Here is a 25,965-nt window from a genome sequence, read left to right as displayed (position 1 = left end):
CCTTAAAAATCACCGTATAAGTACATAGCACGTGGTGCATTATGTGTCGTTAAAATGCGTGTTAAAAAGCGTTCTTCTACTGAAGGTCCAAACATCGAGCCTACTTTCATACCGAATAATGCGGCAAAGCTGTCACCTTCTCTTGCATACTCAAATAACTCCGCATCCTCTAAATTATAGTCCGCGCGAATCGCCGCAATCGTATCTTCCAGCGTGCCAATTTCATCAACTAAACCTGCTTTTAATGCTTGTGAACCACCTAAAATACGTCCATCAGCTACTTTTTTTACATCCGCTTCTGACATGCCACGTCCTGCCTCTACAATATCGACAAACTCTTCATACATTTCATCAATCATTTCTTGTAGCATTGCACGCTCTTCTGCTGAAGTCTCACGTGACCCCCCGAACATATCTTTATGTGGCCCTGATTTAATCGTCTCAAACTTAACACCTAGCTTTTCTGCAAGCTCTGAATAATTAATTCCTTGCATAATAACACCAATCGAGCCTGTAATCGTCTCTTTTAAAGCAAATATTTTATCGCTCGGTGCTGCGATGTAATAGCCACCCGATGCTGCCATTGAGCCCATTGACACATAGATTGGAATTTGGCGCTCCTTTTTAATTTCAAGTAGCTTCTCATGAATTGCCGCTGACTCAATTACACCGCCACCCGGAGAATTAACAGCAAGCACAACTGCTTGCACGGATTCATCCATTAAAATTATATCAAGCTGTTGCATAAACGTTTGATGATCATATTCTACCTGTGTCCATGCATTTCCAGCTCCTAAATCTTGTATCGTCCCATTCACTGACAAAAGCGCGATTCGCTTCTCCCAATCTCCTGGCTCTAGTACACTCTCATTAACGACAACTGCCCCTGACATTGGAAGCATCGCATCAAACGAACTTAAAAAATCTGTTTTAAACAAGGCCATAATTGCATTCAGCCCAATTGAAAACACCAATAATACAACCGCAGCTATTAAAGCTACCCATCTTTTCGTATTCATTTCTTTACTCCTTTTTATGTTATTCACCACTTTATAGCATAAACACATTTCCTCTATTACGCCAACATTATTTCCCTTTTTTCACATTAATTAAGCTTTGATTTACGATATATAAGCTTTTCGGGCTTACAATATGTAGGCATTAATAGCGCTAGCTGCACTATCTTTATCTCGCCATCTATAGAGATGGGAGATTCCTGTATTTGTGCCTGTCGCCTTGCTTTCGGCACAAAAACATTACTGAAAGAAGTTAAATATGAATAGCTGTGATGTTATGTACATTCTTTTATACGTTTTAGCGTATTAAAAGTTTCAAAAAATTAACTATAAAACATAAAGGAGTGTAGGACTGTTTCTGTATTAATTATTTGCTAAAATATATCGACTCTTTGGTAATCACAATAAATTGTCACCCGCCTCATCACGAAGGAGCCGCCTCAAAATTACTTTTTAGACAGCTCCTTCATCCCCCTTCAATAGCTATATTGTTATAAGGACAGACGTGTTGATTAGCCTTTATTTTACCGAGAATGCCTAGTAATTCGCTGATTTCCGTTACGGGGGACGCTTTCCTCGGGGTGCGGCTTCAACTAATTTATTTCGGCATTTGCTGAAATAAATGGATTTTCAGCTCGAGGCCAACAGGATGTTGGTCATGGAGGCGTTCCCGCAAGACGCGGCGGTTTTAGCCTCCCTACACTTTATCCCTATGGAGTCGCCCCCTTCACTTTAATCACCAATAAAAAGCACTTCTCCCTAAAAACACGCCAATTAATAGACAATATTTATATCATCAACACGCCTGTTATAAGGATTTATTTTGTTCGTTATTGCGCAATGCTACACGGCGAATTTTACCAGAAGCCGTTTTTGGTAATTCATCTAAAAACTCAATCGCACGCGGATATTTATATGGTGCTGTCAATGCCTTTACATGCTCCTGTAGCTCTGCCACAATTGTAGGGCTATTTTTCATTTTGGAATCACGTAGCACGATAAATGCTTTTACAATGCTTCCACGCACTGCGTCTGGGCTCGCAACTACTGCGCATTCGCGCACTGCAGGATGCTTCACTAAGGCATCCTCTACCTCAAATGGACCAATTGTATAGCCTGATGAAATAATAATATCATCGTTGCGCCCTTGGAACCAAAAATAGCCGTCCTCATCTTTATATGCTTGATCCCCCGTAATAAACCATTCTCCTCGGAATTGCATTTGCGTACGCTCGACATCTTTATAATAGCCTTTAAACAATGCTGGCGTAGAATTATGCACCGCAATATCACCTACAACTCCTTCACCGACTATTTCACCATATTCATCGACAATTTCAACAATATTTCCTGGTGTTGGTTTCCCCATTGAGCCAGGGCGAGATTCCATTCCGAACAATGTGCCAACTAATAATGTATTTTCAGTTTGACCATAGCCATCGCGAACTTGTACATTAAATTCGCGTTTAAACGTTTCAATTACTTCCCGATTCAACGGCTCTCCTGCTGAAACCGCGCTACGCAAATTATTAAAGTTATAGTCACTTAAATTTTCTGCTTTTGCCATCATTCGATATTCTGTAGGAGTACAGCATAGTACATTCACTCCGATATTTTGCAATAATGTTAAATATTTTACTGTATCGAATTTTCCTGTATAAACAAAAGCCGTCGCCCCGCTACCGAGCGTTGCTAAAAACGGACTCCAAATCCATTTTTGCCAGCCCGGTGCCGCCGTCGCCCAGACAATATCACCTTCTCGCACGCCTAACCAACTTCCTCCAGTTGTACGTAAATGCGCATATCCCCAGCTATGTTGGTGCACAGCTCCCTTTGGATTGCCTGTTGTTCCACTCGTATAAGCTAAAAATGCTGTATCACTAGCTAACGTTTCTGGAGCCTTGAATTCCGTTGAAGCTGCATCTACTTCTTTTATAAAAGGAATCCAAGGCTCTTTCGCAGCACCTACTACAAATAGCGCTAGCCCATCTAAATATTGCACTTCAGCAAGTTCTTCAATATAATTTTCATTTGCCACAATTGCTTTTGCCTCTGCATGTTCTATACGATAATCAATATCTTTTGCACGCAACAACTCTGAGCTCGGTATAATAATTAATCCTGCCTTTAATGCACCTATATATGTTATGTAAGCCTCAACTGAACGTGGTAGCATGACAAGAATGACATCACCTTTTTGTAAACCGTTTGCATAAAAAACATTTGCGACTTGATTAGCTCTAGCGATTAGTTCAGCATATGTAATTTCTTCTTGTTGCCCGTTTTCTTGCTGAACAATTAACGCTTTTTTATCTCCTACCGCATGCTTTTCGATTTCATTCACTATATTATAAACATTTGGTGCCACTAAATCTTCTCTCTTCAATAAAACCCACTCCTTTTCCCATAACATATTAGCTACTTGAGCAAGAAATTTCTCACCTACATCTATTATATTAATATATGCTTGATTTTTCAAAATAATCTAATAATTATTTTCTAAAAAGAGGACATAATAAAGTGAAACTTCAATCAGTGAGGGTTTTTTCATTTGTTAGTTGAACCAATCGAACTTTTACGGGCAGTTCACTTGCCACTCATCCTTTAGCATATTTTTTCTTCCATCTTGAAGTGGTAGTCTTACTGCCCGTTAAAATCTTTAATTCGCACGGCTTTACAGCTTAATAAAAATTAAAAAAGCTATTGCGCAAGTTTTACTTACGCAATAGCTCATAAGGATTACTGGTTAGTTCCTTTTAATTGTTGTTCAGCCATAGAAACAAGACGTTTTGTAATCTCGCCCCCTACTGAACCGTTCGCACGTGAAGTAGCTTCTGGTCCAAGTTGCACACCAAATTCTTGTGCGATTTCATACTTCATTTGGTCTAATGCTTGTTGTGCGCCTGGCACGTTAAGCTTGTTTGAATTACGGTTGTTTGAAGTCATCTTACTTCACCTCCTTGTGAGATTAGAATGTGCTGAGATACGATTTTCATACACAAAAAAAAGAGGCAAAATATTCATCTACCAACAAGCTTTTACCATTAATAATGACGAAGGATGAATAAAGTATTTTTCATACTGCTGAAAACAGCGTTTTGCTTATTTATTTGTTTGCAGTTTTTTAAATGCATCCACTTTTATGGAAAAGCAAAAAGGTGTCTAAAAATGGTGAGTCAGACCACTTTTTTGACACCTCCTTACCTATTAATTATAATAAGTCAGCAAACTTATCAGCTGTTGCTTTCTTTTCTGGTAAGAGATGCATTTCACGATTGCGCACAGCGCGCTCGATTAATTCATCAAATTCAGTAAAGCTTTCATAATATGCGACCTTTTCAAGCTTTGGCTTTGTTTTTGGTCTTGCAGGTGTGAAAATTGTACAGCAATCCTCATATGGCAGTACAGATGTTTCATATGTGCCAATGCGCTCTGCAATATGAATAATATCTAGCTTATCTGCCGCAATAAGAGGTCTTAAAATTGGGGTAGCTGTTACATCATTAATTGCCGTTAAGCTTTCTAATGTTTGTGACGCTACTTGACCTAAGCTTTCCCCTGTTACGATAGCTAGTGCACCAACTTCCTCACGCACTTTATCAGCAATACGGAGCATCATACGGCGAGTAGTTGTCATCGACATATTTTCTGGTACACGCTCTTTAATTAGTACTTGAATTTCTGTAAACGGAATAATATGAAGGCGAATCTTCGAGCCAAATTTTGTTAGTTCATTCGCTAAATCCTTAACTTTTTGCAAAGAATGCTCACTTGTATATGGTGGGCTATAAAAATGAATAGCTTCTAAACGTACACCGCGCTTCATCATCAAATAGCCTGCAACTGGACTATCAATACCACCTGACAGCATTAATAATGATTTACCATTCGAGCCAACTGGCATACCAGCAGCACCAGGAATGATTTGTCCCATCATATAAATCGCATCATACCGAACTTCTACACGCAGCTCTACATCTGGTTTTTTTACTTGGACAGAAATATTTTGATATTTGCTTAATACTGTTCCACCAAGCTCGCGCTGAATCATATATGTGTCAAATGGGAATGTTTTATCTGTTCGGCGCACTTCCACTTTAAAAGTTAAAGGCTCATCGCCATACTGTGCCATTATTTCAGTAGCAAGCTGCTTCATATCATCCATATTTTTATTACATGCCGCAACAGGACTAAATGATTGAATACCAAACACCTCTGGCAAACGTTTCATTAACACTTGATACTTTTCATCATTTTCAATTTCAATGAACATGCGGTCGCGCTCAGCACGAATATTTAACGGTAATATATCGGCAAAAGAATAACGAATATTTTCACGCAAACGACGAATAAAATCATTTTTATTTCGCCCCTTTGTCGATAGTTCACCATAACGAATTAATATTTCTTTAAAAATCATTATTTATTTTCTCCTTTTAAGTCGCGCATTATATCACTAAACACTTTTTTAAATTGCTCGATATGCGTTTCTGTCGTGTGTACACCAAAGCTTAAACGCAATACACCCTTTTTAAAGCTCGGCGCAATATTTAAAGCCTCCACGACATGGCTTGTCGCCGTTTGTTTAGAGGAGCAGGCGCTTGAAGTTGAAACAATTATATCATGCTTTTGTAGCGCATTTATTAAAATTTCGCCTTTGAGCTCTCTCACGCTAAACGATATGATATGCGCCGCTCCAGCCTCTGAAGAAAGCAAATGAATATTTGAGTCGAAGCTTCCTAAAAATAAATGCAAATCCTTCGACCATTTTTTATATTGCACTGTTTTTTCAGCCATTCCCTCAATAGCTATACGGGCAGCTTTAGCAAGCGCTACTGCTTGCGGTACGGCAACTGTACCACTGCGCAAACCAAATTCCTGTCCTCCACCGACGATATGAGGTGCAATCGCAAGCTTTTTGCGGAAAATTAATGCACCCGAGCCTTTTAATGCATGAATTTTATGCCCTGAAATCGTGATTAAGTCTGGTCCGTTTTCTCCATTAAATTGCACAGCAATTTTGCCAAAGCTTTGCACAGCATCGACATGGAAAATAGCACGGCTTTGTTCATGAATGATTTTAGCGGCCTCTTGAATCGGCTGAATTGCCCCCATTTCATTGTTAACATGCATAATACTAACTAAAATTGTATCTTTTCTCACTTTGCTTCGCAGCTCATCAAGTGAAATGATACCCGCTTCATTGACAGATAAATAATCAATATCAAAGCCCTGCTGCGCTAAACGTTTTACCGCTTCAAGGACGGAAGGATGCTCAATTTCAGTTGTAACAATATGCTTTCCTTTATGGGTATTTGCCTGTGCACTACCAAAAATGGCAAAATTATTAGATTCTGTTCCGCCTGCTGTAAAAATTACATCCTGTGTCTCTGTTTGCACAATATTAGCAATTTGCTCGCGTGCGCGCATTAACAAAGTATTTGCCTCTACTCCTGCTTCATGAATCGAGGCAGGGTTTGCATAATACAACTCATTCACTTGCAGAAATGTTTGCATTACCTCTGGATGCGGCTTCGTCGTTGCACTGTTGTCTAAATATATCGTATTCTCTTTCATTATTCGTCACACACTTTCAAATCATCAATTTACCGTTACCTATCATAACGCAAAGTTTTAAAATTGACTACCACTCTGTTTTTATAGCTTATTATTCTAAAAAAGAAACGTCCGAAAAGCAGTGCTTGCACACTTTTCGGACGCCTCATTTCATTTATTAAGATTTCATTAATAGTTCCTCTTGCACAAGCGCTTCAATGCGCTTTATTGCTCCTGGCTCAATCGATTCCACAGCATGTGCAGCATCCTCCAACGCCTTCACATAACGGAATTGATGGAATGCTTCCTCCGCTTCAGCTAAACGCGCATGTACTGTAGCATTTGTCGCTCTGTAACGATTGCCATATTGAATCATTCTTTCAATAAGCATCACATTCGTAATCATTTCTTCCGCGCGTTCATGTACATCTTCAATACATTTTTTCGTGTTTAACAAATGACTATGTACAGCTTCCATATTTAATGGAATTTCCTGCAAGCTTTGAACAACGATAAAAATATGCTCCTCCGCTTCCTCTAATCGCGCATCCATTTCCTCTGGAATACCTGGAATATTTGCCTTATGTAGCATTCGCTCTGTATTTTGCAATAATTTTTTTAGCGTATCAAGCTCTTTACGTGCATTGTTTTCATCAATACGTAAATTTTTCAGCATATTCGAGAATTTTTCCTGCTCCTCTTGTATACGTTCCATTTCGTTCGTAATTTCTTGCAGTTCCTCCTGCAAACTAGAATAAGCTGATTTCTCTTCCTCAACGCGAATAGCTAATAGCTCGTAGCGTTTTTGTAAAACCTCCAGCTGCTTTAAACATTGCTTAGGTACTTCTGCTTCTTTATCCGGCAGACGGTAGCTATGCTGCACATATGCCGCCTCATCATGCACTTCCTTCGTCGCCTTCATTACATCGGTAATCGTCTCATTCATCGCGCTACAGTGACGGTCAACAAATTTCTTCGCCACTACTTCTTTTTCTAGCAAATCATAGAAATTATCTATTTCATCGTTAATTTCATCGACGCGTGGTGTCACTTCAGTCAAGTTTAAATCAGCTACAGCTTGCTTAAGTGTGATAAGCTCCTGCTCAAGCTTATCCAAATAATCTGTAAGCTCCAGATGGCGCAAATAATATTTTTGCTCCTCCATTTCTTTCTGACCGTTGCGTAATTCCTGAATGGCTGTCGGAATTTTCGTTTGAATTTCTGTTAGCAATGTTGGAATATCGCTTAATAACGAGAAAATGGATTGCGCCTCACTGTTTAAAGTTAAAATAATTTCACGAGCTTGCAAATAGTTGCCTTCCGTTGTCAATTGGTCGAACTCCTCAAACTTCGGTACAAATTGCTCCAATCTTTTTTCAAGCTGCTCTAAGGCAGGACCAAATGAGTATTGATGTGCTAAAATCGTTTTGCGTGCTGAGCGATGGTATTCCTTTAATTGCTCCACCTCGATACGATTTTTCTCTTCGCTTCCAATCAATTCCTCTAACTCTTTAATAATTTTAACTTTAATTGTTTCACATTTTACAATATATTCTTCTATTTCACGCTCAACTTGGGTAGCTTTTTTAAACTTAAAACGATCCACATATTCTTCCGCATCAAACAACATCGAATCCATTTTCACAACATGTACATCAATTACTTCTGACCACATATTGCGCCAGTTTTCAAACATTTCCTCCGTTTGACCGTTCATATTCAGCGCTTTTACTTTTGTTAATTCTTCATATATAGGATAATGCTGCACTTGCATTTTTTCTTTTTCTAGTCGTTCTATTTCAGCATTATGTTTTCGCCTAATCATTAAACCAAAAATTAATAATGCTAATAGTAGGACGACAACAATGATGATATACTCCACTGTAAGCCCCCTGTTCCAAAATCGCTTATGGCTATATGTTATTTATAATATACCACGTTTTGTATGATTTGTTTAAGTTTTTAAAGGTTTTTGCAAAAGTAAATCGATAAGATGAAAGGAGTTTCCTTTTTTATGAAAAAAGATGGTCATATTCACACACCTTTTTGTCCGCACGGTTCTAAAGACGCACTAGAACGTTATGTTGAAAAAGCGATTGCATGCCATTTTACAGAAATCACTTTTACGGAGCATGCACCATTACCGCCCTCATTTGAGGACCCTACACCCGATAAGGATAGCGGGATGGATTTCGCATTACTTGTTCCTTATTTTACACATTTACAGGAAATAAAAAAGTACTATTCTTCACAAATTCATATTAATATTGGGCTTGAAATTGATTTTATTGTAGGTTTCGAAAATGAAACACGTCAATTTTTGAATGAATATGGTCCAATGCTTGATGATTCCATTCTTTCTGTTCATTTTTTGAAATGGCAAAATCATTATACTTGTATCGATTTTTCGAAAGAAGTATATTTACAATGCGCAAATGAAATCGGCAGTGTCCAACAATTGTATCAATTATATTATGAAACGGTACACCAATCAATCGATAGCGATTTAGGTAAATACAAACCAAAGCGAATTGGTCATCCTACACTTATTCATAAATTTCAGCATGCGCACGCTGAACAAATTGATGATACAGTATTAATAAAAAAACTATTGTTACATATGAAAAACTGCGGCTATGAAATGGATTTCAACAGTGCAGGACTTAGCAAGCCTATGTGCTTAGAACCATATCCCCCACTGCCAATGATGGAATATGCAAAATCCATTGCATTGCCATACACTTTTGGCTCGGATGCACACACTGTAAAGGATTTACATCAGCATTACGAATTACTTTTTTCATAACAATTTTACGGAGGTAGATTATGTTTACTCAAATGAAATACGAAGGGACACTTGAAAGCAAGTATGCCCTACTAGCAAAGCAACTTGATGCACTTCTTACAGGTGAAAGCGACCTCATCGCAAATTTAAGTAATGCATCTGCACTATTAAATCAATTTTTACAGGAAATAAACTGGGTGGGCTTTTATTTAATGAAGGATGGCGAGCTTGTTTTAGGCCCGTTCCAAGGGCTGCCTGCATGTGTGCGCATTGCGGTTGGACGAGGTGTATGCGGCACAGCCGTTGAACAAAGAAAAACAATTGTTGTAGAAGATGTCCATGCTTTCCCTGGGCATATTGCATGTGATGCCGCATCAAATTCAGAAATTGTCATTCCATTATTAAAAGAAGACGAGGTTATTGGTGTATTAGATATCGACAGTCCGATAAAAAATCGCTTTTCGGAAGACGATGAACGTGGCTTAACATTATTTGTCCAAACTTTATTGAAGCATTTATAAGAAGGGCTTTTCGAGCTAGCTCGAAAAAATCTAGACGCAATTACACCAAGGTGTAATTGATTGTAGGTTACCTTTTTTAAATATATAAACACAAACAAAACACCCAATAAGCAGTGCTTCACACGCTTTTTGGGTGTTCCCGTTTTAATGTTGTAATTGCATGGAATGATGGAAAATGCAAACTTGGTTTTTCCCATTATTTTTAGCACTATACAACGCTGTATCTGCATGTAAAAATAAAGATTGGAATTCGGGCCGTTCGACCTTATTCCATGTAATGAGACCAGCAGAAATCGTAACTCTCGGCTCCGTAACATTGGGAATGCTCTTCACAACCGTTTCCGCTACTACTAATGCCTCTTTATCAGAGATATTCGGAATGTAGATGGACATTTCCTCTCCACCCCAACGCGCACAAATACCCCGCTCCCTTACGATAAGCTGCAATTGTGTCCCAATTTGCTTTAAAATATTATCCCCTACTTGGTGACCAAATGTGTCATTAATATGTTTAAAATTATCAATATCAATTAATAAAAACATACCTGAGCTATCCTCCTGTAAGGATTTCTCAACAAAATGATCCAAATAGCTCCTTGCGTATAAGCTTGTTAAATGGTCCTTATCGACCATTTCCTGTAGCTGATGACGCAACTTTGAGTTTGCAATCGCTAATGATGAATGATGAATAAGTGACTGCATTAGCTTAAAGCTATCGAACGAAAAAAAGTATGGCTCGCTATGCATGACGATGCTAAAGCCATTAATTCGCTCTTCCACAATCATTGGAATAGCCATAATCGATTTAAACTCTATATGCTGATTTTCTATAATGCGTCTAAAATCCGCTATAAATAGAGGGTCTTGTGAGTGTGAAAAATGTTTTTCAACATGCTGTACATATATATCCCCATGTGCTGTTTTAAATAAATTTGTGCACGCGGATGTAATATTAAACTGCTCCTCCTCTTTAAAGACAAAGCATAGCTCCATCGGTTTAAACGATTTTATTAGCTGCTTTTGTAAAAATAACAGCATCTCATCAATATCCAGTCGCATATTAAGGCGATGTGACGTTTCATTAATTAGCTGTAAATCACTTATTAAACGTGAAGACTGGTGATATAATTTAGCATTTTCCAACGCATTACCAGAGGCTTGTGCCAGCACTTGAATAAACTCTCTTTGTGACGCTGTAATGACATATTCACTGTGCACAGTCACTTGTAAAATCCCATAAATCGCCTGCTGCCCTTTAATCGGTGCATTCAATAAATAACAGTCTAATTCGGGGATATGCTCAGACGTCATCTCCCCCGATAAGAAAGCTTCAATTGTAGTTGCTCTTTCAGATAAATAGTCAAACTGTTTTATATTAACTTTCGTTTTTTGATCTTGATTATTCGACAATATTAATTCTGCTTTTAAATTCGGGAAATTGTCTTGAATGATAGCTAGTACATTTTGCAATATTGCATCAACATCCATCGTAGAATGGAATAAATTAGCAATATCATACAATTTGCGGTATTGAAGCTCATTTAGTCGGATATTGATACTTTCAAATTTCATCTGTACAACTTCCGAAAGTAAAGGAACAAACTCTTCTACGAATTCTAAATTATCGAAAAATGGACATTGTATTGAGCCTTGGAAAACGAATATACCAATCGGATTTTGGTCTTTTACTTTTACCAACAGCAAATGTGTCATGTTTTCTAAACCTGTCTCCTTTTTTAACATTGGAGGAATTGGTACTAGCGGCTGTTGCTTGAAAAAAGACTCGAGGGATATTGAAGATATATCATACAAGTTTGCATCTACATCAACATTGTACATAGGTTTAAACAAATCATTTGCCCATTTGAAGAATATGCAATTCGTTATAAAAAAGTGCTTCTCTAATAAGCTATTTATAAAAAAGACAAATTCATTTAAGTCATCAAGCTCATTATTAGAATTAATATAAACGTCCATTAAATCAGATTTAATTTCAATAAGTTTTTGTTGATGGTCAAAAATCATGAAATCACCTTTTCTCCTTTATAGTTAAAAGGATTATAATTGCGCATATTTTTAATTATACATTACCTTAAGCCTATTTGACTACGAAAATATTCACATTTTTTCCAAAAAAACTATTCTAAACATCTATACGTTTAACTCCAAACTCAATGTAACATAAAAAAATAAATAAAAATACTCATTATTCGTTTTTTATCTTGAAATTTTTCAAATATTTCTTAATAGGCATAATTTTGAACTACCCATATTTTATGCTAGTTAAACATTTATCATGACACTTATTTCAATTTACTTAGTCAAGCACGTAAAATATAAACGAGATATAATTAATTTTATTGACTCCTAGTAGAAAACAAGATAGAATAGTCAGAGTGTAAAATAAATGCAGCAGTTGTGTAGCTTTTTTCTGTATTTTATTCCTTTCTTTTAAGAATGGTGCATTGTGTAACCCTCAGGCTGCAAGGGCGAAGATGCAAAATAATAAAATGCTAATTAAGTCGGGAGACAACTGGTTTTTGTTTTACAACAAAAAAACCAAATTTAAAGGAGGAGACACAATTATGTCTCGTTATACAGGTCCATCTTGGAAACTTTCTCGTCGTCTTGGTATTTCTCTAAGCGGCACAGGTAAAGAAATCGAAAAACGCCCATACGCACCAGGCCAACACGGTCCAAACCAACGCAAAAAATTATCTGAGTATGGTTTACAATTACAAGAAAAACAAAAACTACGTCATATGTATGGTATGACTGAGCGTCAATTCAAAAACACTTATGACAAAGCTAGTAAATTACAAGGTTTACACGGTGAAAACTTCATGATTCTTCTTGAAACTCGCCTTGACAACCTAGTTTACCGTTTAGGCTTAGCTCGCACTCGTCGTGCAGCTCGTCAATTAGTAAACCACGGTCACGTTTTAGTTGATGGCAAGCGCGTTGATATTCCATCTTTCAGCGTAAAACCTGGTCAATCAATCTCTTTACGTGAGCGTTCACAAAACTTAGCTGTTGTAAATGAAGCAATCGAAGTAAACAACTTCGTACCAGAATACCTTTCATTTGATGCAGACAGCAAAGTAGGTACATTCGTACGCTTCCCAGAGCGCTCTGAATTATCTGCTGAAATCCAAGAACAATTAATCGTTGAGTTCTACTCTCGCTGATTTTCCAGAATTTCAAACCGCCAACACTTGTATATCAAGTGTTTGGCGGTTTTTTGTTATTTTTTATTGAATTTTAAAATAGAAAACCATAAGCAATCAATTTATTGATGAGTTAGGGATGATTTTAAGTTTGTATATAAATATGAAAACTTCCCCTACTTTATAGTGCCTCGCTCTTTTCTATATGCTAAAAGCAATTCATATAACTTCACGCTCTTTTCGGCTACTAACAGGCATAATCGCAAGTGTATTATCTACTATAAAAGTACGTTTTGCGCATTTATTGAAGCAGTACACCTGCATTGTATCACCTGTTATTTTAATAATTTTTACACGTCTCTTTGAGATTCTACCATCCTTCGCCATATACATAATATCCAAAAGACATTGACGTTGCATTGCTTTTATAAGTTGATTTCGCATCATATCCCACCTCCAAAAAGAACATTTGTTTCATTTTATTTTAGAACATATGTTCTCATTTGGCAATATGCAATATTTGGTGAAAACAAAAAAAGCCCCTCTCGTGCTGAGAGGAGCTATTCTTGAAATGTACGATTGATAACAGCTGCTTGATAGCTCAACAATTGAATATCACCGTATTTTTCAATTTCTTTGTCTGTGTGTATAGCTTTATTAATAATATTTTTATCACGAGCTTTTTTAAGTAATGCCCGAATTTCTGCACGACCCGTCGAAGTTAAGAAGTCTATTTGTGTTGCCTCCTTTAATATGGGCTGCTTATTAAGTGCATCTAATGCGCTTTGCACACGCCCCTTGAAGCTTTCCCAACGATTTTCATCCAAAATTCGATGCGGGCAATATTTGCCGCTCCAATCTTGATGCTTTTTAATACGTTCTACACCCCAACCAAACTGTTTTAATAATGTCGCAATATAATGTACAGCATTTTCCTCGGCTGCTTCATAACGAGCTCCACCACTTTTACTATAGCAAATTTCAATGCCAATGGATTTACGATTTCCATCACCTTGTCCATCACCGCAATGCCAAGCATTGCGATTAAATGGCAGGCATTGGATTACCTCTCTATCATCAATTGCCACATGATAACTAATTTGATTGTCATTACGATTGTGGTAAATCACCTCATTATATGCCGATGCATCATTGGCAGTGTTATGCACCGTAATATAATTAGCTGTCATAGGGAATGGTGATTTGAGCGAGTATTTGTTGATAGGCAATAAGCTTTGTTTGAACACATAACTCATTTTCCATTGTCCTCCCCTGTTTTATCTTTAACAATCGCCAATAAATTTTGGACAAACTTGGGCATCCACAGCCCCATTTTCGTGCCATTTTCCGTGATAGAAATAAATTCTAACACACAAAATGCAACAGTAGCTCCATCACCTGCATACTCAATTCCAGGTATTACAAGTGCAATCAAATACACAGACGCAACCAACATTAAATAATATATTTTCCGAATAATACCATTAAATCCTACCCGAGAATTTAACGATTGGTTGATAGCGGCTTGCATAAGCCCTGTCACATAATCCAAAGCCATAAGCGCAATGAGCACAGTAACAGCCATACCTAAGCCACCCACTAAATAAGATACAATTGCTCCAGCAGCCCCACTAATGAACGCAATATATTTTTCCATTTGAACACTTCCTTTTTTTAATAACGAAAAGGACACGTCTGTTGACGCGTCCTTTGAAAATCTCGGGAATTTTGGATTTTAGATAACAAAAAAGGACTATCTTTTGATTGCACTTAAATTTATCCTTTATTCGTTAATATATAATCTTCCACTGCTAAACGATAATCTGAATTAGTAATATCATTTAAAACATACACCTTGCCTGTCTTTGGATTAAGCCCACCTGACAAAATACGCTTAACCACAATTTCTACTATCATTTGATTAATCATTATAAAATTCCTCCTAGCTCAGCATCTATTGATAACAATAGTATATCTTCTAATTCTCTAATACGCTTCTGATCTTCTGTTTCATTAACAGGCAATTTTTCTATGATTGGTTCCATTGTTTCTACATCTATAGCCACAATGCGATATTTTGAATAGTCAATTGTTCCGTATTCTAAATCAACATGATACAATCTTGTTATTTCTTCATGTGGAAGAACATGCCCAAACATTTCTCCAGTTTCATAAATAATTTTTCCATCCTGATTAAATATCACTCTATTCCCTCTACTCATCATATATTTCCTCTCCTATTCAAATGCTATCCAAGACACGACACCTGTATATGGTGTAAATGAAAACAATTCTATATTGAAGTATCCATTACCTACAGTAATATTTGCTAAAGTAGGACGTTGTACCCCATTAGAATCTGCACCTGTCATACTATTTAGCCCTCTCCCAACATTTTTTGTTGAGGTATATATAACATAATCTAGCCAATTAGCTAAACCATAATTCTTTGTAAATAAAACCAAACTAGGAGTAAAACCTAGTCCACTAACTGTGATACCGGTATCTCCATTCACACTCCGATTACCAGTAACAAACTTTCTACCTGTGTTAATCTGTGTTATATTTGTAGCCATCGTTGCGAACTCTGCACTTGGGTTTGTAGCCACACCTTTTTGGGTAATGGCGTTCGCAACTAGAGATTTACCATTACTTACAGATGTAAAAAGTTCGTTAATTGCTCCTACAATGGTTTCTTTTTGATTCGTTAGTAATTGTCGTGCGTCACCCACACGTAGCCATGAAGTCCATGAACCATTGTAATAACTTCGCATGGCTATATCATTATTATTATAATGAATAGCAAGTTGTGCTCTATTTGATGATGGTGTTACACCGTTATAAAATAAAGTAACAATGTAGTAAAAGCTCCTCGAATCAGGAACATTATTATGATTAGTGAGTATGGTGCCTTCAACTGTTGTGTTTGGATCGATTGAGACACCACCAAGCATATACATAACTTGCTTATTAAGCTTGCCTTCACCAAAACTATTCCAAATTGTACGCTCTGACGATGTGATGTGCCTTGTACTATCATTTGTATGTGTGGTTACATTTTGCCGCACGCTATTGATTGCAGCGACTAGATTTAATTTATCTTCTGTAGTTAGTTTATTTAGATTCCCCACTCTATCATCCAAATGCTCAATAAACCGTTGCTCTATATTTTCTACTTTTTCATCCACATATTTACGACTAGCAATAATAATTGAAGGGTCAATTGAAAGTTCAACAATATCTGAATTATTTGTTTCAAGCACGAAATGAATTAATATTTCTTCTACCGTACCTTCACTTAATTGAGGCTTATATTTCTCTGGATACTGCCCAACAGCAATTAATTGGTTCTGGTCATCGAATACACCTATTTCCCGGATAGTAAAACCACCAGCATTGGTTGGGATAACACCATCAACGATAATTCGATTTTTATTAGTAGGGTCAATTGTTACATTTGCAACTGGTCCACGCCATACCTCATTAACTAATGCACTTTGATTCTGAGTCGGTATATAATGAGCACCGTTTCCATCTCCTAGCGCAATATACTCTAAACCAACCTTCGTTTGGGTTGCTTGCGCATTTGCAATTTGTGCCAAACCACTATTCGTTATAATTGTTCCATATTGTGCCATAATATCATTCCTTTCATTTATTTAGATATTATTTTTATAATTTTCCCAATATTGAGAATATTTTTTTAATTTCATTAGTGATTTTACCATTTAAAAATAATAAAAAACGTAAGACAGCCTTTTCAACAGGCTACCTTACTCCTTATTTCATTTCTACTTATTATTTTTTGTTCACATTACTACACATAAGGGGACGATTATTGCACTTTATCTGCGTCTAACATCGCTTGTACATCCGCACGCCATTTCATTGGCACTTGCTCGATTGTACGTAATGGTGGATTCGACGTGATTAAATCATAGTAAATTTTCGCCATAATTAAGCACCTCCGAGAACTGATTCGGCTAATTCAGCTAACGCTAATTTAGTCGCGTGCAATTCGTCTTTTAGTAATTCTGTTTCGGACTTAGGAATATCTTCAAAAATCGGTTGATGTGGATTCTTTGTTACATCAACGCCGATTCCAGGTTTTAGACGTTTCCCTTCTGGTAATGTTACTTCTAAATATGGTATGCCTGCAGGTAGTCTGTACTCACCTGTTAGGTTTTGTAATGTATAGCCATCGTAGTCATATATAATAATTGTTTTCATAGTATAAAACCTCCTATTCTTTACGGTTCTACCGCTAACCAAGTCACTGTACCTATCATTGAACCTTGGGCAATCGGTAGTCTGAAACCTGATGCAGTAACGTAACTACTACCAGTGTTAGGCTTGAGCGTCACACTTCGGTTTGTCGTAGGGGTCGCCCCTTCTAATAGATCAGTCTGAAACGTTGCGCACAGTAAAGGGTTATTGTCTCCTGTATATACGGCTAGACCTATCTTATTTGCGTTAACTCCTTGACCTACCATCACGACCACAATTGTTCCTGGTTTAAATCCTAAATTTGTTATTTCGAGTGATGTCGGTGTCGTAAACTCGCGGTTAGAATAATCCAAATATTGTGCAGATGTCCAAAGAGTTTGAGCCTGTTCGACAGTAAAGATATTTCCTGCAACCTTCTTACCTTTTACTAAACTACCTATAACTCCAAAGATATTTACCCCTTGTAAAATATTGGCCGGTATTAAATTGGTATCACCTAAAATTGTTTGAACGCCTGTTAAATATCTGTTTGCTGCAATAGTTTTATTTGTCGTTCCGGGCGTTATAGTTTGTGCAGCTTGCGTCGTTAGCGACTGCGTTACCTTGCCACTTCCGTTATGATAGCCTTCTGGTATTGTATAAGAGCCATTAGCCGCTAGATTTTGATTCACTGCTCCACGATTCGGCATTGTTCCTGATACAACGCCATCCTCTGTGCCGATGGTCTTACCTGACAATACATCTGCAGCTACTGCATTTCCATACTCACCTCCTTCACCCAATAATTGAAAATTTATACCCGTATATACTAAATGTAAAATCTGTCCAGCTTTTATGTTTCCGTTTGCTAAAGCACTGCCATTACTTTTGACCAGATCTTTTGCACCTAAACCATTTACATTTAAAGTGCTTGCTGCTGTATTGCCGTTAGTAAATTTAACTTTTATACTTAACCCTTCTACAAAAGATTCGATACCAGTAATAGATACTATATAATTGTTTGTCCCACTCGCAACAGCGTAGTTTATGTGCTTTACGTTATTGTCCAAATGCGTAGTAAAGTCCTCTTCCAACTGCACCAAACCCGCACTGACAGTTGCGACTTTTTCATCCACATATTCACGACTAGCAATAATAATTGTAGGGTCAATTGATAGCTCAACAGCGTCAACGTTATTTGTTTCAATCACGAATTGAATTAATGTTTCTTCTGCTACGCCCTCGCTTAGCTGTGGTTTGTATTTTTCTGGATATTGCCCTACTGCGATTAGTTGATTTTGGTCGTCAAATACAGCAATTTCGCGGATTGTGAAGCCGCCTGCTGTAGTCGGAATAAGGCCCTCAATGATAATGCGATTGTCGTTTGCTGGGTCGATTGTTACATTCGACACTGGTCCGCGCCATACTTCGTTGACAAGTGCGCTTTGATTTGCAGTTGGAATGTAGTAGGAACCATTTCCGTCTCCGAGTGCGATATGCTCTAATCCGACCTTTTGTTGTGTTACTTGGGCATTGGCGATTTGCGCTAAGCCGATATTTGTTATAATTGTGCCGTATTGTGTCACAATATCACTCCTTCCATTACATAGGTGTTATTGTTATTTTTGCAGCGGTTTTAACACCAACAAGATGATTGCTGGATGTGCGCTGTTCAATGTCGTCAATGTTCATTGGATGCAAAGTAATTTCCGAGCCACTCATCAGAAAGCTTGGAACATATAATTTGGTCGTTAATCGCCTTGCAATTTTTAAGGCGATATTCATTGGTATAATGCGATCAAGTGTGTAGTCAATTTCCTTATCAACCGATGCATTTGAGGCATCAAATATAAATAATGCCTCGCAGTCCTCTACACTTAACTGTTCTTCCCAATTACCTTCTCCTACCAATTCATTGATAATTTCACGCACTTTACGTTGGGTAATTGGCAAGCGAGTAGATTGTCGTACAATTAACCGCCTGCGGCGAAAATCTAACGATTCAGTTGCTTGGTCAGCTCGAATATTATAGCTCCGCTCTCTTGCACGAATCGTTTTTTCACTAGCAGTCATAATAAACTGCTCATCCTCCACCTTTTTTCGGGCGTTCTCTAGTGCATCCCATTCAGTAGCAACAGTACTTGATAGCTCTTCCATTTCCTTAATGCCAGCATAAATCGGCGGCAAGTTTTGCATGATTCGATTACTCATACAATGTCACCGTCCCTAATATCGGAATTTGATTGGCTGTTAATAGCAAATTACTATTAACGCTATTAATGGTTGATTCTAATACATCGTTTATGCCTGTAACTTCGAGTGCTCTCGATTCGATTTGTAATTGGCGTATAATTAAAAATTCACTGTTTTCCCACGCTTTACGCTGTTCCAATAAATAGGCTTCGACAATCTCCTCAATTTCAAGCTGTACTTGTCCAATTGTTACACCGCTTAATACAAGCTTCATCGTAATATTAACTGGCACAGTTTCTACGGCATCAACTGTTACACGATGTCCATATGGAGCTATTCCAAGCCCCTCTCCATTATTAGGTATTGGGTCTACGATTGTTTGCACTTCATTAATCACTGCCTGAGAAGGGGGATTGTAATTCGAATCGATAATTGTAATACCAACTGTACCCCCACCAGCTGGGGTGCGATTAGGTTTTACGCCACCGACACCTTGTATAGTCATAATTTTTTGCTTGTAATCATCGCGGTTCCCACCGTACGGTATTTGATTGCGCGTCACAAAAAAGCGTACACGAAAATCTTCTGTCGGCTCTTCTTCCTCCCCCGGTATAAGTAGTTCTGTTAATTCGGCACGCTGCAATCCATCAATATATTCAATTGGTATAAGCTGTCCAAATTGTGTATTTCCTACGTCCCCAACTTCCTCGCACTGCATCTCATAAATGCCTATACTGATTCTGCGTATAGCAATATAATTTACTTCGCCAATTGAAAAGCGAGAGCCAATTGGTATATCTTGATTAAACTCGCCCTTCAAAATAGCATGTGTTGCAGGATATGGGTATACACCATACTCTGCAGCACGACGAACTAGATTAGGGCGCGAAGCTGTTTCTGGAAATGTTTCTAAAATAACACCATCAAGTGCAATATACATTTCTTGTAGCTCCTTGGCTGTCATGGCTCCTGCATCGTAAATAATTGCCCCTTCTCGTTTATCTACATCGTGACTAACGCGTTCAAGCATCCGCGTTATAATTGCTTCGAAAGTTTCATGTTCAAACATTAGGCTACCGTCACCTCTCTTTCTGCTTCGATTGGGCCGAACACAGTATTCACCGTCATTTTTACATGCACTTTGTTTTTGTAATGGCTAAATGAAAAAGCATCAACGCTATCGATACGATCGTCATGCGTTAATGCTTCTGTAATTAGCCTTTTTAGCTCAGAATAAATATAGGGGATAGGCTGACCAAATAGGCGAGCCATTTCAGTACCATAATTCCAGCTATAAATTAAATATTCATAACGCTCTGTCTGGAGCGCTTTTATAATAAATTGCTTAACAGCCTCACGCTCATCGATATAGCCAACGATGCGCTTTTTTTCAAAATCGATTTTATACGTTCTGGAGGTCTGTGCTTCTTCTTCAAAGATAATTTCTAAACCATCATTTTCTTCAAATGCTGTTGGTAGCATTTAAACCACCTCCTTATCGAGGATAATGTATTGCTGACCACCTTGAGCGCGAATCATCGTAACTTTATCACCAACGACCAGGCCATTATGAATAAGGAACTTTTTACGACCTTTATATTCGTGGTTATGCGAAGCAAATTCTGCATCGCCACTGCCTCCTGAACGGTTTTCAGTTAAATGGTCAACGGTCATTTCAATTTCATGATCCATTACAGCACGCGTCAGTTTTAAATTTTCTTGCTCTAAAGATAATTTTTGATCAACCTGTACTTTTAACGGCGAGGTGCTTATAACTGTACCATAAACGATTGTTGCAAGTTTTTGGGCATTGACTGCATCCAATACTAGTTGCCGTAAAGCCCTCACAATATCAGACATGTCACGCAACGAAATCACCTCCAATTAAGCTTAAATCCATACGATGGTCACTCTCTGAAAACGTATGTTTCACTTTTTCCACCATCATATAGTGAGCCACTGTTAAATCACCTAAATACATTTGTACCCCTAGTGTAGATCCGCCTCTTACCCTTGTGTCGCCAAACACTTTATTAATATGAAGCTTACGTGATTTGCGATTGTAAAGCGCTAATAAAGCATCGGCCTTAACTTGCCCATTCTCGCCTTCGTCAAGACTTTCAGTAAGCTGTAAAACGCCCCATTGATTCATATTTTCACCATGTTGAGCGATATAGTTATCGCGCTTACCTGTCTCCTTATCCTCTCGATATACCCTCACTTTATTGTAAGTATTATCTGCAATAGAAGTCGTATATTCAAATGCTTCACCGCTTTCTTCATCAATCAGGATGTCTAGCTTTAGCGTTTTCACATCGCGTAAATTTAATTTCCCGTAATCATCGTACAATACATATAAAGCACCTGTATTTTTGGTTGTAATACTAAGCGCATTGTCAATAACAGTAAATAGCTCGGTTGTGTCCTCTACGCGTGTAGCAATGACATGCTTTGTATCGGCAACAATACCTAATTTCAGCCGAAAATCCTTCGCCAGCATTTGCAGCACCTGCGCCGCCGTTTTGCCTTTGTAAGTAACGACATCTTTGTTTTTTAGATACCAAAGTTGATCAAAGGCTGTGACTGAAATAATACGATTATTCGAGCGCTTTTTTGTAAAAACGAAACCGGAGAATATTTCCTTTCCGTCATATATAAATTGCACTAAGTCACCTTCGTGAAAACCAAGAATTTCATCTTTCAACACATTAAAATTAAGTTGCCCTGGTGCACCTTTACGGTGTGTTTCCCAGGTAATACCTTCCTGAACAGCACATTCGAAAGTCCGTCCCCTTGATGTAATTAACAATTGACTTTTAGCCAAGCTTTATCACCTGCCCTACTTTAATTACATTTGGATTGCTGATGTTATTAAGCTTGGCGAGTTCTGTGTACTTCGAGCCATCACCTAAATATTTTTTAGCGATTGCCCACAATGTGTCACCTTGTTTTACTGTGTATATTTTTGATGTTCTCTTACTTATTGTGGGACGTTGCTTTTTACTAATTACTATTGCCTTTTTCTTAGACGATTTATTTGTTACATCCACTCTATTTGTACCATATGGTCGCCATTGTTTTAGGTTAATCTTGACATTCACATCAAAGCCGTTTTCAGCGTCTTCCTCGATTGTATACTCTTCCAATGAAAATAACATATCGTTGTCAGTATCAAATAATAAAGAACCATCTGGTCTCATGCGATTAACGATGAAAGGAAATGGCTCTTGTGATATTTTTAATTTTTCTAACTTATTAAGGTAAAATGCAGCAGGCTGAAAACCATTCGGATAAACTGCAAACGGATATTGGACATTTGGAAGTAATATCTCAAAGTCAACCTCTGTTAAACCAGGCTTTTTAAGGATATTTACCTCACCTTCATTCATCAATACAATGGTTTGGTTGTTATTATTAATTTTCATGGACATAGACGCTGGAGCAATAGGAAGCTGTACATCATCTATAAAAAAATTATACAAGGCTCACACCTCCCGTTTCTGCCAATCCAACAGCAACTTCCTCTACCTTTTCACCGAAGCGATCAATGACGCCATCAATGTCTAGCTCGCTATTAATATGATTTTCGCTACGTGCATCGACAATCACTTCCGCCGTTGTATAGCGGTTAATTGCCTCACGCTCCGCCAGGTCACGCATATATTTCAGTTCATCATTCAATAGCGTTATGCCATTCGCCATAGCACCTGTATTATCTGCGATTTGCTTGCTGTTTTCGTTGCCTTTGTCCATCTTATCACCAATGGCTAGAGCATTGTTGATAGCTTCCTCAACTGAGTTATTTTCTTCTTTTTCTTTTTCTTTTTCCTTCGACTTGAAAAAGTCTTCTCCCCATTTATAGGAGGAATTCCATGTATCACCATAATTAAAACGTTCTGCTTTTAAACCTAATTTTTCAAGTGTTTGATTCATATCTAATTCATTAAATAATTTTTCATATTCCCCATTGCCGTATTCTTCAGCTGCCCAATTTGTTAAATTAACTAAATCTTTTCTCCATCCAGCTACAGTTGTAGCAAAGTTCGTTCCGAATACGAAGTCTAATGCAGAAGCAATTTTTTCGATTACACCTAGTGCATTGTCTCCAAAATCACCGAATAAGTGGATAATTGCACCTACTGGGTCATTAAATACATTGGCGAAAAAGTTGGCGAAGGCCATCCAATGATTATAAAGACCTTCGATAACTCCAAATGCAATTTCTGCAATAGCAAATAGCACATTCATTATAAACGCTCCTGCCACTGCGAATGCTCCTGCAATTAGACCTGTTGCACTGTAAGATTCACCTGTAAAATAATTCACTGCAGCAACAGCTAGATAAAAGATTAAAATTAAAGCTACAATAGCCCCAATTAACCATGCAATAGGGTTTGCTGCTATAGCAAGACTGAGTGCCAACATGGCTCCCGTAAATCCATATGTCGCAAAAGTAGAAGCTACAGTAGTTGCTATATACCATAAGTTGCGTATTGCTGCTGTAGCCGTCATAAAGGCATTAATAAACAATTCTCTATTAGTCCATATCAATATAGCTAAATATGCACCTAGTGCAATAGCTCCTGCAACAATAATTGGCTCTAGACGATACCAATTATCATAAATAAAACTTCCACCAGCGATTAATAACTCAATTAACATCATTGCCCACCCAGCAACTAGCTGTAAAGCTCCACCAATCCTAGCTGCCATTTGCTGCATTCTCTCGCTATTAGCAATTTCATTGATTTTTAGGAGTATTGGGGTGAATGCTTGTAAAGCACCTGTTTGGATATTCTGCCATATACCTCCCCATGTAGTAGGTATGCTAGCAAATGCTGCATTTGTATCTTCCGCTGCATAGAACATCGCGTTTTTAATGACATCGGCTGTAATAACACCTTCTGTTGCTAATTGTTTAAGATTAGAGGCATCTATATTCATAACATCTTCAAGATATTTTTGAATATTTCCAACAGCGGCTGGTGCATCCGTTAATAAATTATCAAACCCTGCTCCATCCAAACCTCCACTAGCCATCGCCTGTGCTATATTAGACATTGCTTCAGGAGGGGTACCTGCAATCGCAAATGCTTTATTCATTTGCTCTGTAAATGCGATAATTTCTGCGGGACTACTAAAAGCACTAGAGGCTTCTGTACCAAGTCGATTGACCATATCGGCAGTTGTTTGATAGGAGCTAAATGTACGTTGTGCCGAATCAAATATCATATCTTGTAATGCCGAGGTTGATGTAAGTGCTGTATTGATAACACCTGCTTCCTGAGCCTGCTTTTGATAATTTTTATTCATCAGCTCCAAACGACCTTGTGTACTCGCTAAATCATCTGATAAACCAATGACGATTTTGGCATTTTCAAAGGTCAATAACTTCCCGGCTAAACCCGTCATTTTATTCATCAGCGTATTCATTAAAGAAGCACCCTTATTGGCATTTTCATTGAGCTGTTCCTGCGCCTGATCTGCTTCTTGAATCTCTTTTTCCATTTGAGCATATAGCATGTTAACTTGTGTTAATTCTATTGTTAAATTTCTTACATCAAAATTTGGTGATGCACTATTACTTATCCGAGAGACATTGTTATATTCTTCCGGCAAAGCATTTATTACTTGAGGTGTATTATTTATTACTTGAGGAAAATAATTACCTGCCTGTAAAGCGTTTTGGAGTGTAGCCATCTTTGCTCCTCCTTTCTTTGCATTCTAAAAGGGCGTATCTAAAAAAGGATACACCTTTTTCAGATACGCCCCTGTTTTTGAGCGAGTTCACCTGTCTTGCGAGCGATTTTTAATATTTAACGAGCGAATCGTTACTTTTAAACTAAGAAATTAAAAAACACTAGCTTTAACGCCTTCTACCCTTTCCTCTACTTGCACGCTTTGATTCGCGTTCTGCCTTTTTATCCGCTTCAATTTTTACTTGTATTGCTGCAATAATACATGCTTTATCCGCTATGGATAGTGCGAAATATTCGGATGGCAGGCGACGAAACTTGTGTACCCACCAGTACATAAGGTTGGCGTCACCATCACCATCCTCGATTAGTTTTTTACTTCTTCAACAAGGTCTTCAACGTTCACTTCATAGCCATTTGCTGCCTGTGCTGCTGCCGCTGCATCTGCCATTTCCCCAATTGTGAGCATTTTGCTTAGCAATTCATCAGCGCCATATACACCATACGAATCCTGTAAATCACGATCATGTAAATTTGGGAAGACAATCGATTCTACCGTTAATAAGCGCTGGTAAGTAAAATGGTCAAAATCAGTGTTATATTGCCCTTTGCGCTTACCTTGTGTAATCAATGTACGCTTTGTACATTGTCCTTTTAATTCTGTATCACGCTCTGGTGAAATTGGCGCAAACTCCCATTCAATTACTTGTCCTGCTTCATCCATAAAGCTTTTTGAAATCGGCTGTTTAATATTATCCTGCTTCTTTTTATTGTGTGCAAAAAACGCTTGTAAGTTACTCATCTATTTTCACCAATCCTTTTATA

At 37.8% G+C, this 25,965-nt stretch carries 27 protein-coding genes and 1 pseudogene; 3 read left to right on the top strand and 25 right to left on the bottom strand.

Going from position 1 to position 25,965, the window contains the following annotated elements; translation table 11 throughout:
- Nucleotides 1-2: 2 nt before the first annotated feature.
- From sppA to ezrA, 6 genes are all read right to left on the bottom strand, one after another.
- A complete protein-coding gene (gene sppA, locus MHB51_RS00635; RefSeq protein ID WP_066162036.1) occupies nucleotides 3-1,019 on the bottom strand; it encodes a signal peptide peptidase SppA in 1,017 nt (338 codons plus the stop codon).
- 805 nt (nucleotides 1,020-1,824) lie between these two features.
- A complete protein-coding gene (locus MHB51_RS00630; protein WP_342472188.1) occupies nucleotides 1,825-3,402 on the bottom strand; it encodes an acyl--CoA ligase in 1,578 nt (525 codons plus the stop codon).
- Nucleotides 3,403-3,755: 353 nt separating this feature from the next.
- The gene (locus MHB51_RS00625) at nucleotides 3,756-3,962 is read right to left on the bottom strand and encodes an alpha/beta-type small acid-soluble spore protein (protein ID WP_066162031.1); all 207 of its coding nucleotides are present in this window, start codon (nucleotides 3,960-3,962) and stop codon (nucleotides 3,756-3,758) included.
- A gap of 265 nt (nucleotides 3,963-4,227) precedes the next feature.
- Complete coding sequence (gene thiI, locus MHB51_RS00620; protein WP_066162028.1) at nucleotides 4,228-5,436, bottom strand: tRNA uracil 4-sulfurtransferase ThiI; 1,209 nt, start codon at nucleotides 5,434-5,436, stop codon at nucleotides 4,228-4,230.
- On the bottom strand, nucleotides 5,436-6,593 hold the full coding sequence (locus MHB51_RS00615; protein WP_066162025.1) for a cysteine desulfurase family protein: 1,158 nt from the start codon (nucleotides 6,591-6,593) through the stop codon (nucleotides 5,436-5,438). Before MHB51_RS00615 ends, thiI begins: the two co-directional genes overlap by 1 nt.
- A 157-nt stretch (nucleotides 6,594-6,750) precedes the next feature.
- The gene (gene ezrA, locus MHB51_RS00610; RefSeq protein ID WP_082798893.1) at nucleotides 6,751-8,454 is read right to left on the bottom strand and encodes a septation ring formation regulator EzrA; all 1,704 of its coding nucleotides are present in this window, start codon (nucleotides 8,452-8,454) and stop codon (nucleotides 6,751-6,753) included.
- A 132-nt stretch (nucleotides 8,455-8,586) separates the two neighbouring features.
- Here ezrA and hisJ point away from each other — a divergent pair, with 132 nt between their 5' ends.
- Both hisJ and MHB51_RS00600 read left to right on the top strand, forming a co-directional pair.
- Nucleotides 8,587-9,378, top strand: a complete 792-nt coding sequence (hisJ, locus tag MHB51_RS00605; RefSeq protein WP_342558772.1) for a histidinol-phosphatase HisJ — start codon at nucleotides 8,587-8,589, stop codon at nucleotides 9,376-9,378.
- Between the two features lie 20 nt (nucleotides 9,379-9,398).
- Entirely contained in the window at nucleotides 9,399-9,878 is a 480-nt protein-coding gene (locus MHB51_RS00600) for a GAF domain-containing protein (RefSeq protein WP_066162020.1), read from the top strand.
- A gap of 144 nt (nucleotides 9,879-10,022) precedes the next feature.
- Here MHB51_RS00600 and MHB51_RS00595 read toward each other — a convergent pair whose 3' ends face one another.
- Nucleotides 10,023-11,903 carry a sensor domain-containing diguanylate cyclase gene (locus tag MHB51_RS00595; protein WP_235616034.1) on the bottom strand — a complete coding sequence of 627 codons (1,881 nt, stop codon included), beginning with the start codon at nucleotides 11,901-11,903 and terminating at the stop codon, nucleotides 10,023-10,025.
- A 560-nt stretch (nucleotides 11,904-12,463) separates the two neighbouring features.
- Here MHB51_RS00595 and rpsD point away from each other — a divergent pair.
- The gene (gene rpsD, locus MHB51_RS00590; RefSeq protein ID WP_066162017.1) at nucleotides 12,464-13,066 is read left to right on the top strand and encodes a 30S ribosomal protein S4; all 603 of its coding nucleotides are present in this window, start codon (nucleotides 12,464-12,466) and stop codon (nucleotides 13,064-13,066) included.
- Between the two features lie 198 nt (nucleotides 13,067-13,264).
- On the opposite strand, the gene MHB51_RS00585 is transcribed toward rpsD, so the two are convergent.
- The 18 genes and pseudogenes from MHB51_RS00585 to MHB51_RS00500 form a co-directional block, all read right to left on the bottom strand.
- Nucleotides 13,265-13,489 carry a transcriptional regulator gene (locus tag MHB51_RS00585; RefSeq protein WP_066162015.1) on the bottom strand — a complete coding sequence of 75 codons (225 nt, stop codon included), beginning with the start codon at nucleotides 13,487-13,489 and terminating at the stop codon, nucleotides 13,265-13,267.
- 359 nt (nucleotides 13,490-13,848) lie between these two features.
- Nucleotides 13,849-14,301, bottom strand: a pseudogene (locus tag MHB51_RS00580) (N-acetylmuramoyl-L-alanine amidase); the annotation flags it as partial.
- The gene (locus MHB51_RS00575) at nucleotides 14,298-14,702 is read right to left on the bottom strand and encodes a phage holin family protein (RefSeq protein ID WP_342558771.1); all 405 of its coding nucleotides are present in this window, start codon (nucleotides 14,700-14,702) and stop codon (nucleotides 14,298-14,300) included. The gene MHB51_RS00575 and the pseudogene MHB51_RS00580, both read right to left, overlap by 4 nt.
- A gap of 119 nt (nucleotides 14,703-14,821) precedes the next feature.
- A complete protein-coding gene (locus MHB51_RS00570) occupies nucleotides 14,822-14,974 on the bottom strand; it encodes a hypothetical protein (protein WP_342558770.1) in 153 nt (50 codons plus the stop codon).
- The gene (locus MHB51_RS00565; RefSeq protein WP_342558769.1) at nucleotides 14,974-15,270 is read right to left on the bottom strand and encodes a hypothetical protein; all 297 of its coding nucleotides are present in this window, start codon (nucleotides 15,268-15,270) and stop codon (nucleotides 14,974-14,976) included. Before MHB51_RS00565 ends, MHB51_RS00570 begins: the two co-directional genes overlap by 1 nt.
- Nucleotides 15,271-15,282: 12 nt before the next feature.
- The gene (locus MHB51_RS00560; protein ID WP_342558768.1) at nucleotides 15,283-16,683 is read right to left on the bottom strand and encodes a phage tail protein; all 1,401 of its coding nucleotides are present in this window, start codon (nucleotides 16,681-16,683) and stop codon (nucleotides 15,283-15,285) included.
- A gap of 197 nt (nucleotides 16,684-16,880) precedes the next feature.
- Nucleotides 16,881-17,000: a CD1375 family protein gene (locus MHB51_RS00555; RefSeq protein ID WP_342558767.1), complete on the bottom strand. Its 120-nt coding sequence runs from the start codon at nucleotides 16,998-17,000 to the stop codon at nucleotides 16,881-16,883.
- Nucleotides 17,001-17,002: 2 nt separating this feature from the next.
- Nucleotides 17,003-17,275, bottom strand: a complete 273-nt coding sequence (locus MHB51_RS00550) for a hypothetical protein (RefSeq protein WP_342558766.1) — start codon at nucleotides 17,273-17,275, stop codon at nucleotides 17,003-17,005.
- Nucleotides 17,276-17,295: 20 nt separating this feature from the next.
- Nucleotides 17,296-18,837, bottom strand: coding sequence for a phage tail protein (locus MHB51_RS00545; protein WP_342558765.1), 1,542 nt, complete (start codon nucleotides 18,835-18,837; stop codon nucleotides 17,296-17,298).
- A 16-nt stretch (nucleotides 18,838-18,853) separates the two neighbouring features.
- On the bottom strand, nucleotides 18,854-19,462 hold the full coding sequence (locus MHB51_RS00540; protein WP_066161979.1) for a putative phage tail protein: 609 nt from the start codon (nucleotides 19,460-19,462) through the stop codon (nucleotides 18,854-18,856).
- Nucleotides 19,455-20,513, bottom strand: a complete 1,059-nt coding sequence (locus MHB51_RS00535; RefSeq protein WP_342558764.1) for a baseplate J/gp47 family protein — start codon at nucleotides 20,511-20,513, stop codon at nucleotides 19,455-19,457. Before MHB51_RS00535 ends, MHB51_RS00540 begins: the two co-directional genes overlap by 8 nt.
- Nucleotides 20,513-20,926 (bottom strand): DUF2634 domain-containing protein, encoded by a 414-nt coding sequence (locus MHB51_RS00530; protein WP_066161974.1) that lies wholly within the window; start codon nucleotides 20,924-20,926, stop codon nucleotides 20,513-20,515. Before MHB51_RS00530 ends, MHB51_RS00535 begins: the two co-directional genes overlap by 1 nt.
- A complete protein-coding gene (locus MHB51_RS00525; protein ID WP_107943107.1) occupies nucleotides 20,927-21,304 on the bottom strand; it encodes a DUF2577 domain-containing protein in 378 nt (125 codons plus the stop codon). It abuts the gene before it with no gap.
- A gap of 1 nt (nucleotide 21,305) precedes the next feature.
- Nucleotides 21,306-22,268, bottom strand: a complete 963-nt coding sequence (locus MHB51_RS00520; protein WP_201261908.1) for a hydrolase — start codon at nucleotides 22,266-22,268, stop codon at nucleotides 21,306-21,308.
- Nucleotides 22,261-22,926 carry a LysM domain-containing protein gene (locus tag MHB51_RS00515; protein WP_107942986.1) on the bottom strand — a complete coding sequence of 222 codons (666 nt, stop codon included), beginning with the start codon at nucleotides 22,924-22,926 and terminating at the stop codon, nucleotides 22,261-22,263. Before MHB51_RS00515 ends, MHB51_RS00520 begins: the two co-directional genes overlap by 8 nt.
- Entirely contained in the window at nucleotides 22,919-25,144 is a 2,226-nt protein-coding gene (locus MHB51_RS00510) for a tape measure protein (RefSeq protein ID WP_342558763.1), read from the bottom strand. The genes MHB51_RS00515 and MHB51_RS00510 overlap by 8 nt, the downstream gene beginning before the upstream one ends.
- A 166-nt stretch (nucleotides 25,145-25,310) precedes the next feature.
- Entirely contained in the window at nucleotides 25,311-25,478 is a 168-nt protein-coding gene (locus tag MHB51_RS00505; RefSeq protein ID WP_161485047.1) for a hypothetical protein, read from the bottom strand.
- Between the two features lie 29 nt (nucleotides 25,479-25,507).
- Nucleotides 25,508-25,942, bottom strand: a complete 435-nt coding sequence (locus MHB51_RS00500; protein ID WP_107942988.1) for a hypothetical protein — start codon at nucleotides 25,940-25,942, stop codon at nucleotides 25,508-25,510.
- Nucleotides 25,943-25,965: the final 23 nt, after the last annotated feature.

It is taken from the genome of Metasolibacillus sp. FSL K6-0083 (assembly GCF_038630865.1).
Lineage (GTDB): Bacteria > Bacillota > Bacilli > Bacillales_A > Planococcaceae > Metasolibacillus > Metasolibacillus fluoroglycofenilyticus.
Note: the sequence above shows the minus strand (reverse complement) of the source record. Positions and strands in the feature narration are given on the sequence as shown.

Bases quoted from the DNA above. Each gene is read 5' to 3' on its own strand.
- thiI (WP_066162028.1), bottom strand. From the start codon at position 5,436: ATGATTTTTAAAGAAATATTAATTCGTTATGGTGAACTATCGACAAAG.
- MHB51_RS00550 (WP_342558766.1), bottom strand. From the start codon at position 17,275: ATGAAAACAATTATTATATATGACTACGATGGCTATACATTACAAAAC.
- hisJ (WP_342558772.1), top strand. From the start codon at position 8,587: ATGAAAAAAGATGGTCATATTCACACACCTTTTTGTCCGCACGGTTCT.
- MHB51_RS00510 (WP_342558763.1), bottom strand. From the start codon at position 25,144: ATGGCTACACTCCAAAACGCTTTACAGGCAGGTAATTATTTTCCTCAA.
- rpsD (WP_066162017.1), top strand. From the start codon at position 12,464: ATGTCTCGTTATACAGGTCCATCTTGGAAACTTTCTCGTCGTCTTGGT.
- MHB51_RS00560 (WP_342558768.1), bottom strand. From the start codon at position 16,683: ATGGCACAATATGGAACAATTATAACGAATAGTGGTTTGGCACAAATT.
- MHB51_RS00615 (WP_066162025.1), bottom strand. From the start codon at position 6,593: ATGAAAGAGAATACGATATATTTAGACAACAGTGCAACGACGAAGCCG.
- MHB51_RS00505 (WP_161485047.1), bottom strand. From the start codon at position 25,478: ATGTACTGGTGGGTACACAAGTTTCGTCGCCTGCCATCCGAATATTTC.
- sppA (WP_066162036.1), bottom strand. From the start codon at position 1,019: ATGAATACGAAAAGATGGGTAGCTTTAATAGCTGCGGTTGTATTATTG.
- MHB51_RS00600 (WP_066162020.1), top strand. From the start codon at position 9,399: ATGTTTACTCAAATGAAATACGAAGGGACACTTGAAAGCAAGTATGCC.
- MHB51_RS00555 (WP_342558767.1), bottom strand. From the start codon at position 17,000: ATGGCGAAAATTTACTATGATTTAATCACGTCGAATCCACCATTACGT.
- MHB51_RS00625 (WP_066162031.1), bottom strand. From the start codon at position 3,962: ATGACTTCAAACAACCGTAATTCAAACAAGCTTAACGTGCCAGGCGCA.
- MHB51_RS00595 (WP_235616034.1), bottom strand. From the start codon at position 11,903: ATGATTTTTGACCATCAACAAAAACTTATTGAAATTAAATCTGATTTA.
- MHB51_RS00570 (WP_342558770.1), bottom strand. From the start codon at position 14,974: ATGATTAATCAAATGATAGTAGAAATTGTGGTTAAGCGTATTTTGTCA.
- MHB51_RS00535 (WP_342558764.1), bottom strand. From the start codon at position 20,513: ATGTTTGAACATGAAACTTTCGAAGCAATTATAACGCGGATGCTTGAA.
- MHB51_RS00540 (WP_066161979.1), bottom strand. From the start codon at position 19,462: ATGAGTAATCGAATCATGCAAAACTTGCCGCCGATTTATGCTGGCATT.
- MHB51_RS00565 (WP_342558769.1), bottom strand. From the start codon at position 15,270: ATGATGAGTAGAGGGAATAGAGTGATATTTAATCAGGATGGAAAAATT.
- MHB51_RS00585 (WP_066162015.1), bottom strand. From the start codon at position 13,489: ATGCGAAATCAACTTATAAAAGCAATGCAACGTCAATGTCTTTTGGAT.
- MHB51_RS00500 (WP_107942988.1), bottom strand. From the start codon at position 25,942: ATGAGTAACTTACAAGCGTTTTTTGCACACAATAAAAAGAAGCAGGAT.
- MHB51_RS00530 (WP_066161974.1), bottom strand. From the start codon at position 20,926: ATGCTACCAACAGCATTTGAAGAAAATGATGGTTTAGAAATTATCTTT.
- MHB51_RS00575 (WP_342558771.1), bottom strand. From the start codon at position 14,702: ATGGAAAAATATATTGCGTTCATTAGTGGGGCTGCTGGAGCAATTGTA.
- MHB51_RS00525 (WP_107943107.1), bottom strand. From the start codon at position 21,304: ATGTCTGATATTGTGAGGGCTTTACGGCAACTAGTATTGGATGCAGTC.